The organism is Streptomyces sp. SID1328 (assembly GCF_009865595.1).
Lineage (GTDB): Bacteria > Actinomycetota > Actinomycetes > Streptomycetales > Streptomycetaceae > Streptomyces > Streptomyces griseoluteus.
The window spans coordinates 33,781-46,159 of the sequence record NZ_WWKH01000489.1; the positions used below are offsets into that span (position 1 = coordinate 33,781).

The 12,379-nt window shown below is 69.9% G+C and carries 8 protein-coding genes and 2 pseudogenes; 8 read left to right on the forward strand and 2 right to left on the reverse strand.

What is annotated here, in order from left to right; genetic code table 11:
* Positions 1 to 291: 291 nt before the first annotated feature.
* The 4 genes from GT030_RS15100 to GT030_RS15115 all read left to right on the forward strand — a co-directional run bounded on the left by GT030_RS15100 (position 292) and on the right by GT030_RS15115 (position 5,685).
* Positions 292 to 1,248 (forward strand): IS481 family transposase, encoded by a 957-nt coding sequence (locus tag GT030_RS15100; protein WP_161201552.1) that lies wholly within the window; start codon positions 292 to 294, stop codon positions 1,246 to 1,248.
* A gap of 1,022 nt (positions 1,249 to 2,270) precedes the next feature.
* Positions 2,271 to 3,266, forward strand: coding sequence for a LacI family DNA-binding transcriptional regulator (locus GT030_RS15105; protein WP_161201553.1), 996 nt, complete (start codon positions 2,271 to 2,273; stop codon positions 3,264 to 3,266).
* Between the two features lie 370 nt (positions 3,267 to 3,636).
* Positions 3,637 to 4,092: an RpiB/LacA/LacB family sugar-phosphate isomerase gene (locus GT030_RS15110; RefSeq protein ID WP_161201554.1), complete on the forward strand. Its 456-nt coding sequence runs from the start codon at positions 3,637 to 3,639 to the stop codon at positions 4,090 to 4,092.
* A 207-nt stretch (positions 4,093 to 4,299) separates the two neighbouring features.
* Entirely contained in the window at positions 4,300 to 5,685 is a 1,386-nt protein-coding gene (locus tag GT030_RS15115; RefSeq protein ID WP_161201555.1) for an MFS transporter, read from the forward strand.
* Between the two features lie 19 nt (positions 5,686 to 5,704).
* Here GT030_RS15115 and GT030_RS37145 read toward each other — a convergent pair.
* Positions 5,705 to 5,869, reverse strand: a pseudogene (locus tag GT030_RS37145) (transposase); the annotation flags it as partial.
* 719 nt (positions 5,870 to 6,588) lie between these two features.
* Here GT030_RS37145 and GT030_RS15125 point away from each other — a divergent pair.
* From GT030_RS15125 to GT030_RS15140, 4 genes are all read left to right on the forward strand, one after another.
* Positions 6,589 to 7,047 carry a DUF6283 family protein gene (locus GT030_RS15125; RefSeq protein WP_161201556.1) on the forward strand — a complete coding sequence of 153 codons (459 nt, stop codon included), beginning with the start codon at positions 6,589 to 6,591 and terminating at the stop codon, positions 7,045 to 7,047.
* A 460-nt stretch (positions 7,048 to 7,507) separates the two neighbouring features.
* Positions 7,508 to 8,566 (forward strand): DNA cytosine methyltransferase, encoded by a 1,059-nt coding sequence (locus GT030_RS15130; RefSeq protein ID WP_161201557.1) that lies wholly within the window; start codon positions 7,508 to 7,510, stop codon positions 8,564 to 8,566.
* 475 nt (positions 8,567 to 9,041) lie between these two features.
* Positions 9,042 to 10,049 (forward strand): DUF3427 domain-containing protein, encoded by a 1,008-nt coding sequence (locus GT030_RS15135; protein WP_161201558.1) that lies wholly within the window; start codon positions 9,042 to 9,044, stop codon positions 10,047 to 10,049.
* A 346-nt stretch (positions 10,050 to 10,395) separates the two neighbouring features.
* The gene (locus tag GT030_RS15140) at positions 10,396 to 10,869 is read left to right on the forward strand and encodes a hypothetical protein (protein ID WP_161201559.1); all 474 of its coding nucleotides are present in this window, start codon (positions 10,396 to 10,398) and stop codon (positions 10,867 to 10,869) included.
* Between the two features lie 538 nt (positions 10,870 to 11,407).
* Here GT030_RS15140 and GT030_RS15145 read toward each other — a convergent pair.
* Positions 11,408 to 12,370: pseudogene (locus tag GT030_RS15145) on the reverse strand (transcriptional regulator); the annotation flags it as partial.
* Positions 12,371 to 12,379: the final 9 nt, after the last annotated feature.

A 12,379-nucleotide genomic window follows, 5' to 3' on the forward strand; every position in this document is an offset into this window, starting at 1 on the left:
CTGCCGCTCCACCGCTTCGGTGATGGCCGGGTCCACCCGGGACGGCCGGACGGCCTGGCGGTGCGCCTAGACGGCACGGCGGTAGCCGTCCGGCGAGCTCCGTCGCTACACCGGCGCGGCGGGCACGGCCGGCACAGTCGGGTCGGCGGCCGCCGTGGCGGGGCCGGCCTTCACGGGTGCGGGCGCTAGGTGTATTGATCACGAGCGTTGTTAACGCAGGCAGGGCTTGATCATGGCGAAGGCCCCCCGTGTGTGGTGGAGGTGTCGAATCTTCACCGCACGGAGGCCTTCGTGTCCCACCGTAATGCCCGGCTGACCGTTCACGGCAGGCGACTGCTCGTCGAACGTGTCCGCTCCGGCCGTCCCGTCGCGCATGTCGCCGCCGAGATGGGCATCTCCCGTCCCACAGCCCACAAGTGGATCCGGCGCTGGCACTCAGAGGGCGAGAGCGGACTCCTCGACCGCTCCAGCCGTCCCCGCACGACACCGCACCGGACCGCAGCCGCCACCGAGGCGCAGGTCTGCAGGCTGCGACAAGAGCGCAAGCTGGGCCCGGCACGCATCGGGCCGGTCCTGGGCCTGCCCGCCTCCACCGTGCACCGCATCTTGGTCCGGCACGGCCTGAACCGCCTCGCCTTCCTGGACCGCCCCACCGGGCAGGTCATCCGCCGCTACGAACGCGCCCTTCCCGGCGAGCTGGTCCACGTCGACGTCAAGAAGCTCGGCCGCATCCCCGACGGCGGCGGCCACAAGGTGCTGGGCCGGCAGGCCGGCCGGGCCCGGCGCAGCAGCGTGGGCTTCGACTACATCCATTCCGCCGTCGACGATCACTCCCGCCTGGCCTACAGCGAGGTTCACGCGGACGAGAAGGCCCTCACCTGCGCCGACTTCCTACGGCGGGCCGCAGCCTTCTTCGCCGAGCACGGCATCACCCGCATCGAGCGGGTCCTGACCGACAACGCCTGGCCCTACCGCAAGAGCTTCGCCTGGCAACAGGCTCTGGCCGACCTCGGCGCGGCCGGCAAACTCACCCGCATCTACCGGCCGCAGACTAACGGCAAGGTCGAACGCTTCAACCGCACCCTGCTCGACGAATGGGCCTACCAGCGGCCCTACACCACCAACACCGAACGCACCGAAGCTCTGACAGACTTCCTCCACACCTACAACCACCACCGCTGCCACACCGCACTCGGCGGCCACCCACCCATCAACCGTGTGAACAACCCTGCGGGTCAATACACCTAGGGCCTGTCCTGCGGATCATGCCGGAGACGCGAGGGCCGGCATGCCTGTCTGCGGTGTTGTCGTCGGTTGTCGACGCTCCGCGTCGACGCCCTCCTTCGCCGTGCAGCCAGACGCGCCGGCCCTCGCTCACCTGGGCTCCAGGGCACCGCCGGTTTCCTCCGACTTGATCCGCCGGACAGGCCCTGGTCGGCGGTCTCGCCTGTGGGGAAGGGCCCAGCCGCGGTCGGCGCGGGTCGGTGGCGCCTCCGCGCTGGAATTCCGGCCAGGACGTCCGGCCGCCGACGCTGCACCGGTGGACGTAGCTGACGGCCCGGTGCCACGCCGGCGCGTCTGGCCCCCCCAGTCGGCGTTATCCCGGAGCCGTCCGCATCAAGCAACCCCGATGAGAAACTCGCCGGCCTGCGCCGCCTGACCGAGCAAGCCACACCCGGCCAGTGTGACTACGCCCGCCGTCCCAGCCGCACGGAACTCGCGTAACGGCGCTGCTCGCTCTCCCCCCTGGACGAGGCGTTCGTCAGGATACGCACCGGAGCCTCGGACGACGGCGCCGGCGAGGACGCTCGACTCGGCCTGGAGGCAGGCGTTCTGCCGCTGCGCGTCACGGGGGACGACCTGGAGCCGGACCCGCTGCTGCCCGCAGGCATCGAGGCCCCACCCTTCTGGCGGAGCGGGTCGGTACCCCGGCCGGCTGAACGCCACGCCGACCCGGCGCGACCGGCGCACGCACACACACTCCATGACGGAACGGGACGAAGCACCTCGTCCAATTCGAGAAGAGGCATGCCCGGCAAGCGGGCCCTCGAGCTGTGCGCGCACGCGACACGGAGACCATCGAAGCCCTCGCCGACCCTCGCCAGAGCCATCGCCGGGGTCGTCCGACGACGCGGTCCACCGCTGGCGCCCTGTCGGGCAGGGGCAGCAGCTCGTTGCCGCATTTGTTTCGACCCTTGCTCATCTCGCGATCGATGTGCGATCTTAGTCTCATTCCAGCCATGGAAACGTTTCCGTGAGAGGTGGGGTGGATGGCCACGATCAAGGATGTCGCGGCACGAGCCGGCGTCGCCCTGGGTACCGCCTCCCGTGTGCTCAGCGGCAGCAGTCAGACTTCGGCCGACTCCCGTGCCCGTGTGCTCGCTGCCGCCGCCGAGCTGGGATACATCGCCAACGGCCCCGCACGTTCGCTGCGGCGTGCCCGTACGGACGTGCTGGGGTTGCTCGTCTCGGACATCCGTAACCCGTTCTTCTCCGAACTGGCTCACGCCGCAGAGCAGGAGGCGCGCCGCCACGGATACACCGTGCTGCTGGCCAACGCGAACGAGGACGCCGAGCAGGCCGACGCATACCTTCGGACCTTCGCCGCTCAGCGCATCGACGGCCTGCTGTTCTCACCGCAGAGCGCCGTCTCGCCGCAGGTTGCCGCCACGCTCGCGTCCGGACTGCCGGTTGTGTTCCTCAACCGCACGATCGAGGGCGTCGACGCCCCGCTGTACGGCACGGACAACGCTCAGGGCGTGCAGCAGGTGCTTGCCTGGCTGCAGCGCCGGGGCCACCGCGACGTCGCCTTCATCGGAGGCCCGGACTCGATCTCCACCGGCGCCGAGCGCCGCGCCGCCTACCTCGCCGGACGCCAGGCACACGGCATCAGCACCGACGACAGGCTGCTCGACGCCGGTGACTTCCTGGCCGGCGGAGCGGCCGAGGCCATGTCCCGCATCCTCGACCGTGGCGTCACGTTCACGGCCGTGTTCGGTGCGAACGGTCTGACCACCCTGGGAGCCGTGCGCGCCCTGCGTGAGCGGCTCGGCGCAGAGCAGGCCGCCCGTATCGAAGTCGTCTCCTTCGACGACCTCGACTGGTTCGAGTTCGCCTCTCCGCCCATCAGCGCGGTCCGCAACGACGCGTCGTCGATCGGCCGGCTCGGTGTACGCGGGCTCGTCGATCTCATCGCCGGCCGCGCCGCACTCGGACAGCGTGTCCCCACCACCTTCGCCGACCGGTCCGCGCAGGACGTCCGATGAGCATGGGGATCGCCCTCGGCGCCGCCCCCAGCGAGGACGCCGGCTTCCTCAGCCATCCGCGTCGTCAAGGCGTAACTGTACAGTCCACCTCGAGGCCGACGCCGTCAACGGTGATGCCCTCCTGGACGCCTTCCTCGCCCGCGATCCCGGCGGCTTCACAGCCACAGCCGCCAGGTGGAGAGCACCCCTCGGGGCCCGGCGCCGAGCGTGCAATGCCCGGCAAGGCCGCCGCCTGCGCTTACGCGATCGCGCAGCGTGCGACCGACACCCGCACCACGCACTCACCGTCGCTGTCAGACCAGACCCACCACCACAACCTCCGTCCCCAGTCCGACGGCACGCAGTGCGCCCGTCCTGAAAGGAACCACCGATGAAGGTCGCCCTCGGCGCGGACCACGCCGGATATCCGCTCAAAGATACCGTCCGCCAGGCCATTGAGGCTCTCGGTCACAACGTGATCGATTGCGGCACCCACAGCTGCGACCCTGTCGACTTCCCGGACATCACCCGCAGCACCTGCGAGGTGGTGCTCTCTGGCTCCGCCGATCGGGCGGTGCTCGTATGCGGCACCGGCCAGGGCGCCGTCATGGCCGCCAACAAACTGCCCGGCGTCCGTTGCGGCCTCGCCCACGAGCCCTACTCCGCCCACCAAGCAGTCGAGCACGACGACGCCAACGCCATCGCCATCGGGGCCTGGCTGGTCCCGCACGCACTCGTGCCCGACATCGTCCGTGAGTTCCTCGGTGCCGTCTTCGACGACGACGAAGAAACCCGCCGCCGGGTCGCCAAGCTCAACGCGCTCGACGCCCTGACCTCGGCCTCCTGACAACCCGCCCACACCCCCCTTGGGCGGGTGAGCTCTCTCTTCCTGTGACACCGAAGTGCCCCGCCCGCGAACGACTGCGCCGGGCGCCTGTTCGTCATGCCCGGAAGCACCCAGTCAAAGGATCCGGCCTCCCCCCCCCGTGCGGCCCCATCCTCCTCATCGCGCAGACGCCGGCTTCTCTCCGGCGACCCACCAAGGAGATCCCCCATGTCCACCAGCGCCCCCGCCGGACGGCGAAGCGTGCTCGGCTCCAAGGACCGCGTCAAGACAGCAGTCGCCGCGGGCCTCGGCACCAGCGTCGAGAACTACGACTTCATCGCATACGGCACCGCCTCCGCGCTCTACTTCGGAGCGGTCTTCTTCCCCGAGAGCGACCGGTTCGTCGGCACCCTGCTCTCCTTCGCCACCCTCGCCGTCGGTTTCGTCATGCGACCGCTCGGAGGAGCCATCGGCGGCTACTTCGCCGACAAGGTCGGCCGCAAACCCGTCCTCGTCACGGCGATGCTCGTCATGGGTGCCGCCACCTTCCTCATCGGCGCGCTGCCGACCTACGAACAGGTCGGCGTGTTCGCACCGATCCTGCTCGTGGCCCTCCGCATGCTTCAGGGCCTGGCATTCGGTGCCGAATGGGGCGGTGCGATCACCATGGCCTACGAGCACGCGCCGTGGCACCGCCGCGGCATGTTCGCCGCGATCCCCCAGTCCGGCAACCCTCTGGGCATTGCCCTGGCCAGCGGCGTGTTCGCGTGGAGTGACACCCTCGACGGCAACTGGCAGTGGCGGACGCCCTTCCTGCTCAGCGCCGTCCTTGTGATCGTCGCGCTGATCGTGCGTTCCCGTCTCACGGAATCCCCCGAATTCCAGGAGGCCCAGGCAAGCGGCAAGACCGAGAAGAACCCGCTCCTCGCGACCCTGGCCGGCGATTGGCGCGGCATCCTGCGTGTCATCGCCTTGCGCGTCGTGGAATCCTTCGCCTACTACTCGACCGCGACCTACCTGCTCAACTACATCACCGAACGCCACCCCGACCTCAGGCCCGTGGCCCTCAGTGCGATCATCGCCGCCAGCGTCCTGGCCATAGCAGTCACCTTCCTCGCCGGCGCACTCACCGACCGCATCGGACGCCGCCCCATCTACATCACGTCCTGTACGGCGGCGATCTTCTTCGCCTTCCCGATGTATCTGCTCACCAACTCCGCCCGACCCGCCCTGGTGGTGACGGTGTTCATCGTCGGCATAGGCCTCATCCACGCATCGCTCACAGGAACCCAGGGCTCTCTGCTCACCGAACAGTTCCGCACCGCCACTCGTACCTCGGGCGCCTCGCTCGGCTACCAAGTCGCCGCGGCCATCGGCGGCTTCGCACCACTGCTCGCCGCCGCTCTGGTAGGCGCCTTCGGGTGGCCGGGCGCGGCGCTGCTCTACCTCGGCGCGGCCCTGATCGGTCTCGTCGGCATCCTCGCGACCAAGGAGACCTGGGGCCGCCAGGAGCGGGAGCGCGTGCTCCGCCTCGTTGCAGAAGAAGGCCACGCTCAGATCGCGGCCGGCACTCCGGTGAATGCGGTCCTGCCGCCCTCGCCTGGCTCTCGGTGAACTCGTCGCGGCGACGGTGTTCGCGCGGATGGGGGCGGCCTGAGTTGATCCGCACCCGTGTGGAGCAGGCGACCGCCATCACGTAGCCGACGCCGCGCGCTTCCAGGGCGGCACGAAGCCGAGGGTCCTGCCCGTAGGCTTCGTCGCCGGTCACCCATGGCAGTTCGACGGCGAGGCTCATGACAAAAGCAAGCTTCGCGGTGCGTACCCCCGCGCCGTAGGCCGCCTCGACGCGTGCGCCGATGCAGGCCGCCTCGCGCTCCTCGGCGCGGTGCACCCGGACCATCGGCAGAGCACCGAGGGCGCGTCCCAGGTCGGCGGCAATGGCGCCAACCGAGTCCTGCACCGACGGCCGACCAGGCTTGACCCCCACCGGCAACAACGGTACCGGCACTGCCCACTGAGCCTCTGTCAGATCCTTTCGCACCACGAAAGGCGATCATCGCACGAGCTTGATCCACTTCTGAAACAGACCCTAGTTCACCCAGGCCCCGGCGCTCCCTGTGGGCGTGCCGGGGCCTGGGTGGCGTTCGGCACCCGCTCCCACCCGCTCCCCGTCCGGTGTTGATGCACGGCTCCACGAGGCCGCCGACGCCCTCGCATTGCGCCTGGAGACCAGCTAGATGGATGCCAACGCATGGCGTGACCAGTGGGGCGGTCACGACCCCGGCGTTGCCGTCGTGACCGACCCCCACTTTCACCAGCCCGCTGCGGCCTCGGCCTGACAAATCTCACGCCGCTCCACCGAGCCAACCGTCGAAGACCAAGAGAGGACCCCGATAGGGCCGTTGCGTGACACGTGGGTTGCGGGTCTTGCCCCGCCTAAGGCCACCGTACGGACGTCAGCCGGACGCCGGGCACAGCACCGGCCGCCGCCAGCTCTCTCGCACGGGAAACCCCGCCATGGACACACCGAACACCCCTTCTGCCGCCCGGCGCAGGGTCCAGCCGCCTGCCCCGCGTCCCTGTGCCTCCTGCCCTTACAGAACCGATGTGCCATCGGGAATCTGGTCGGAGGAGGACTACACCAAACTGCCGCTGTACGACGAGCCGACCTGGGCGCAGCCCCCGAAGCTGTTCCTGTGCCACCAGCACGACCGCACCGACGACCACGTCCGCGTCTGCGGCGGCTGGGCTAGCTGCCACGACGGCGACCACCTCCTGGCGCTGCGCATCGCTTCCCTGGCCGGGGAGATCACTGCGGAGACGGCCGAGGCGATCCGGGACTACAGCTCCCCGATTCCGATCTTCGCCTCCGGCGCCCAAGCTGCCCTCCACGGCAGGCGGGAGATCCTCAACCCCGGCCCGGCAGCTCGCCGCACCGTGGAAAAGCTCCACCGAACGCGGGCCAACCTCACGTAGAGATCGGTAGCCCTCCCCGTTTGCGCATCGTGCTCTGCGCCCGGCGAGGGTGTGACGACCGGGTGCGGGAGCCAGAGGAGTGGCGATCATCCCAGCCCTTCTGGCCCCCCGCATGTGGGACCGCTCCCGGCCTCATGTCGCGCAAGTGTTTGAGGGCGTGGTCTAGGCGCGGGCCGGGCGCGATGAGTTCCGCCCGCAGCTGCTATCGCCAGGTGTCCGGGCTGCCTCCAGCCTGACTCGGGCCAGGAACAACTGCACGACCAGTCGCCTCCACCCACTGATCGGTCCCGTCGCGCTTCTACATTCCCAGCTCAGAATCCACGTCCCACTCGGCACTCTCGAAACAATCTGCGTCATATACAGCATTGCGGCGCTTATGGCCGCTAATGCCGTTCTGGCTCGGTCAGTTCAGCCGGAAGTTCCGCTTCCGGCGATCGAGAACCAGGAATCGAGGACGGCCATGATTGACGAGGCCGCGGTCGACATGGTCGACCTATTCGGAGGTCCGGGCGGCTGGGATCTGGCCGCACAGCGTCTCGGTCTCGCTGTGACGGGCATCGAGCTGGACCATTCCGCCTGCGAGACCCGCCGAGCCGCAGGCCTGGGAACTATCGAAGGAGACGGCCCGGCCGACTTCCCAAGAGCGACAGATCTGATCGGCTCACCGCCGTGCCAGACCTACCCCATCGGCGGTAAGGGCGCTGGGCGTAGAGCCCTCGACGCGGTGCTGCACTTCGCCTCGCAGCTTGCCGCGCGCAAGGACATTCGCTCCGGCCTGGCCACGCTGGACGACGAACGGACCGGCCTGGTGCTGGAGCCACTGCGCTGGGTCCTCGAAGCACTGGACGCCGGTCGCCCCTACCGAACGGTGATGCTGGAGCAGGTGCCCACCGTGCTTCCCGTTTGGGACGCGATGGCGCGGATCCTGCGAGCCGAGGGCTACACGGTGGTGACCGGTCGGCTGAACGCTGAAGAGCACGGTGTCCCGCAGACACGGACACGCGCCGTGCTGGTGGCCCGCCGACGGGACAAGGCCGCCCTGCCCGCCCCCACCCACCGCCGCTACAGTCGCAGTTCCGCACAGAACGGGGGGGACCTCACGCTGCTGCCCTGGGTGTCGATGGCACAGGCACTCGGCTGGGGAATGACCCACCGCCCCGCGCTCACTGTCGCGGTGGGCACGGGAGCAGGAGGCCCGGACCCCTCCTGCGTCGGCGGCTCAGGAAGCCGGGCGACGCTGTACGGCGAACGCGACGCTGGGCGCTGGATCGCGGACACGCGGCTGAAGCCCGCCGACTCGCTGCCTGCCTACCGCGGCGGCCGCAAGGACATGATCCGGGTCTCCGCCTCCGATGCCGCCACCCTCCAGACTTTCCCCCAGGACCACCCGTTTCAGGGCACCCGAACCAAGCAGTACGAGCAGATCGGCAACGCGATGCCGCCGCTCCTGGCAGAAGCGGTCATCCGCGGGGCGATGGCCCGGGAACTGGCAGCGCGTCCCAGCTCGCAAGCAGCCTGACCCGCGCAGAACCCCGCACGACCGACGGCCCGCCCCAGCACCACACGCAGGGGACGGGCCGCTCCGCGTTTCGCCTGCCTCCTCCCGCTTCCCACCACTGGGTTCCTCGGCGCGCTATGTCCCGAGCGCGATCACCGCGACTCCAGAGACGATCACCTCTGACCCCGACGTTCAGCACCACGTCTCCGGGCACAGGAGGGTGAGCATCAAGCCCGCTTGGTGCTCGGCGCCTCGTGGGGACGCCCTGACTGTGCCCCCGCTACGGTCCCCACCCGATTCGGGTTAAGCGCCATATGCCGCTCCCCTCATCTGTTCCACGGCGGCCCCGCACGCCGGCCGATGCCGCGGGTGTCGACGCATTTGCGGGCGTTGGCCCGAGGCCGGTCATTGTCCAGCCCGTCCAGCCAAGAGCGGGTGTGCCGACCAGCCACCCCTTCGCGCGGGCCTCCCTCATCTCCTGTTGAAAGGGAACACAATGACCGACCCCGCTTCCACCCCCGTGTCAGCACCGCGGGTGACTGTGCAGACTCTCGCCTCGGAGGCCAAGACCGTCGGCTCCACGCAACTCGTCGAGTTCCTCGACGCGACGGGCAGGAACGTCGCTGACGTCTACCGAGGCAACACCACATGGACGACAATCCTGCGGCGCGCCGACCTTCTTCCCTCTCCCACCACCCCAGTGCCGGGTGAGGCAGCGCTCCTGAAGCGCATGCACAGCTTCCTGCACATTGATGACACGGAACGCGCCGCCACTTACCGGCAGTTCACCGCCGACGATGCACCCGGCTACGAGGACCTGCCTGAGTGGGAGCAGACCCTGGCTCGGATGCTGTTCTTCAACCTGTGGGACAAGGGTGGCTTCACCACGTACGCCGAAGGTCTCGCGTCGCTGCGGACGCAGCACGCCGTGCGCGGCGAGCTCGGCCAGCTGCTCACGCACCTGATGCGTACCCCCCGGATGCGCGCTCCACGGCCGCTGACCGGGCCACACGCGCACATCCCGCTCAGCATCCATCACGCCTACAACCGGTCAGAGATCCTCGCTGCCATGGGTGTGGCCCGCCTCGGCGGTCAGCTTCCGGGCTTCTTCGCACAGGGGGTTCTGTGGGATCCGGCGAACCGAACCGACACCCTGCTGATCACGCTGAACAAGAGCGAGCGGGACTTCTCCCCGACCGTGCGTTACAAGGACTACGCGCTCAGCCGGACCCACTTTCACTGGGAGTCGCAGAACTCGATCGCGCCGACCTCGGCGACCGGACAGCGCTACCAGCAGCACGCGAAGCAAGGCAGCCACGTCTTGCTGTTCCTGCGGGACAGCAAGGACACCGCGTCCGGCAAGGCGATGCCATGGGTCCTGCTCGGTCCAGCCACCTACGAGCGACACACCGGTAGCAAGCCGATGGCGATCACCTGGCGTCTGCACAACCCCCTGCCCGAGCCGATCTGGTCGCGTCTGCCGTCGACCCTGCCTACAGCGTGACTCTCGGCCCCACCCCTGCCCCGGCACCGTTCTTCGCGGTGCCGGGGGCTCTGCGGCTGAGCAGGAGACCGGGGCGCTCGACGCGGCCGCGCTTTGGCACTTGACTCCTCGAAGCCGCCCGCGCACGACCACGCCCTCATCTGTCGGCCCGCCCTCGGCCACTTCCTGGGGGCGGGCCGCTTCCGCGTTGCCGCCCGAGTGGTGGTGGGCGCGCAGCCGGAGGCTTGTCCGTCGGGGTTGCCGGGCTTGGCCGCCCGCGGGCCAGTGTCGGGCACCGATGACGCAGCTCCCATCCCCGGCCACCGGCCCGGGGCGGTCGAGCCCGACCACGCCCCCGTGAGGAACCATGTATTTCCCTGACGCACGTGCCCCCGACACGCCCTTTCTCGGGCTTCCGGTCAAGGGAGCAGCCGAGTACGGCACCCGGCAGCGGCCCGTCGAGGAACTGCGTCCGCAGTTCGAGGCAGTCCTGCACGATCCGACCGTCATCGAGTTCGGGTGGCAGCAGTACACGCCGTACGACCCGGGCTCCTTCGACATCTGCCACATCTGGGTTCGCACCATCGAGGAGCCACCCGCCGCGACGGTGCGGGATCTGTGGCTGGTGGATGGTGGCTGCCCGAGTCTGGGTGACATCTACGGCCCGAACCGTGAGCACTACCGGGGCCAGAACCGCAGCCGCTTCGAGCGCGTCATGGGGCTCCATGACGCCTTGGAGGGAGGCGGTTTCGACGATGTGCTACGGCAGGCCTTCGGCGACCCGACCGCCGTGGTGGTACGCCGCGACGGCATCCACGTTGCCCCCTGCGACCACGATTGACCCCGCTCTTGGGGCTCGGCCGCGCCTGTCGCGCTCGGGCCGTACGCCCCCTTCTGCCCGCCGACTGGCCGGGGGCGGTTGTGGCTCTTGAACTCCGCCGGTGAGGGCGACGCGCCGGCCCGGGCGAGCGGCGCTGCCCCCATGCCGATCGTCACGAGGCCGTCGGGCTGGCAGTTCCTCCTTCAGGAGCCGTCAGCCTGGACCGACCCCCCGCCCGTTCGGCTGGCCGTCACGCCGCTGCACCCCCAGACATCCAGCCGGATCTCATGCCCGCCGCTTCACCGTCACCGGCTACGGGACAGCTCTCAAGGCCCTGGGCCGGGCCGCGCCATGCCCGCGCCATGGGCGCCGCCCACGGTCGCGAGGAGGTTGCGCCCCTAACCCGCCAGCCGAGCACGCTGCCGCCCGACCGGCCGGACATTGGTGCGCCGGACGCACTCCACTCATCCAAGGGCAGCAACCATGACCACCACACCCCACACCGAAACCGCCGAGCATGTCCTCACCCAGGCCAAGTCGCACCGAAGCCCGGAAGCTGGGCCAGAAGGAACTGGTTCGGGGACAGCTTCTCGCCCACCCCGAGATCCTTCATGGTGGTGACGTAGGCGTCGCGCAGCCGCTTGTACCAGCCGTCCAGGAACCGGCCGCTCTCACGGCGCACCCACGCCTCCAACGGGGTCACGTCGTAGCCGAGTTCGACGGCGTATGCCACGGTGGGCGTGGCATACCAGGCCGGGCCCTCGGGGCGCCGGCCGCTCGGTGCGAACGGGCTGGGCAGCAGATCGCCGTCGAGGTCGTGCCACTGCTTGCCGACCTTCACCCGGTTCAGGTCGACGTGGGAGAGGTCGACCAGCCAGGAGTCGGGCAGCGCGGCATCGAAGGCCGGGCGGGTGACGTGGACCGGCGGCGAGGCCAGGCCGACGACGGCGCCGTTGGCGGCCGCGCCGAAGGCGAGGTTGACGTCGATGCCGACCAGGTAGCGCTTCATGCACTCGGCGTCGGTCAGGTCCCGCGCCCAGTCGTAGGCCTCCTCGAACAGCCGCTCCCCGGGGCCGCGCACGTGGAAGCGGGGCAGCTCGGCCAGGACGGGATGCCCGTCGGTCGCCTCGCACGGCGCCGGCTCGACCGGCTCGCTGCCCAGCGAGCCGGGCCGGTGCTCGGAGTGGCGGCGACCGTCGGCGTCTGGCTCGCTCGCACGGGTCGGTGGGTTGAGCGCGGTCATCAGCTGCAGCCCCGTCACAGCGGTGGAGCCGACCGGGGTCATCACCCGCTGCGCATACGTCCCCAGCAGCCGGGCGAGCTCCGCGGGCTCCAGCTGCGCGGCATGCCCCCACGCGCGGGAATCGAGGGCACGCCACGAAGGGATGCACAGCTGTACGCACCGCCGGCGGCCCCCCTGGGCGGGGCGGTAGATCCGCGCCCACGGCCCCAGCCCCCGCCGGGTCAGCTTCCACTCGGCGCGCTGAAGCTGCTTGATGACCTTGTGCCCTTCCGGGCGCCGCGCGCCGCC

Coding starts and splice junctions, on each gene's coding strand:
- GT030_RS15105 (WP_161201553.1), top strand. CDS start 2,271: ATGGCCACGATCAAGGATGTCGCGGCACGAGCCGGCGTCGCCCTGGGT.
- GT030_RS15110 (WP_161201554.1), top strand. CDS start 3,637: ATGAAGGTCGCCCTCGGCGCGGACCACGCCGGATATCCGCTCAAAGAT.
- GT030_RS15115 (WP_161201555.1), top strand. CDS start 4,300: ATGTCCACCAGCGCCCCCGCCGGACGGCGAAGCGTGCTCGGCTCCAAG.
- GT030_RS15125 (WP_161201556.1), top strand. CDS start 6,589: ATGGACACACCGAACACCCCTTCTGCCGCCCGGCGCAGGGTCCAGCCG.
- GT030_RS15130 (WP_161201557.1), top strand. CDS start 7,508: ATGATTGACGAGGCCGCGGTCGACATGGTCGACCTATTCGGAGGTCCG.
- GT030_RS15135 (WP_161201558.1), top strand. CDS start 9,042: ATGACCGACCCCGCTTCCACCCCCGTGTCAGCACCGCGGGTGACTGTG.
- GT030_RS15140 (WP_161201559.1), top strand. CDS start 10,396: ATGTATTTCCCTGACGCACGTGCCCCCGACACGCCCTTTCTCGGGCTT.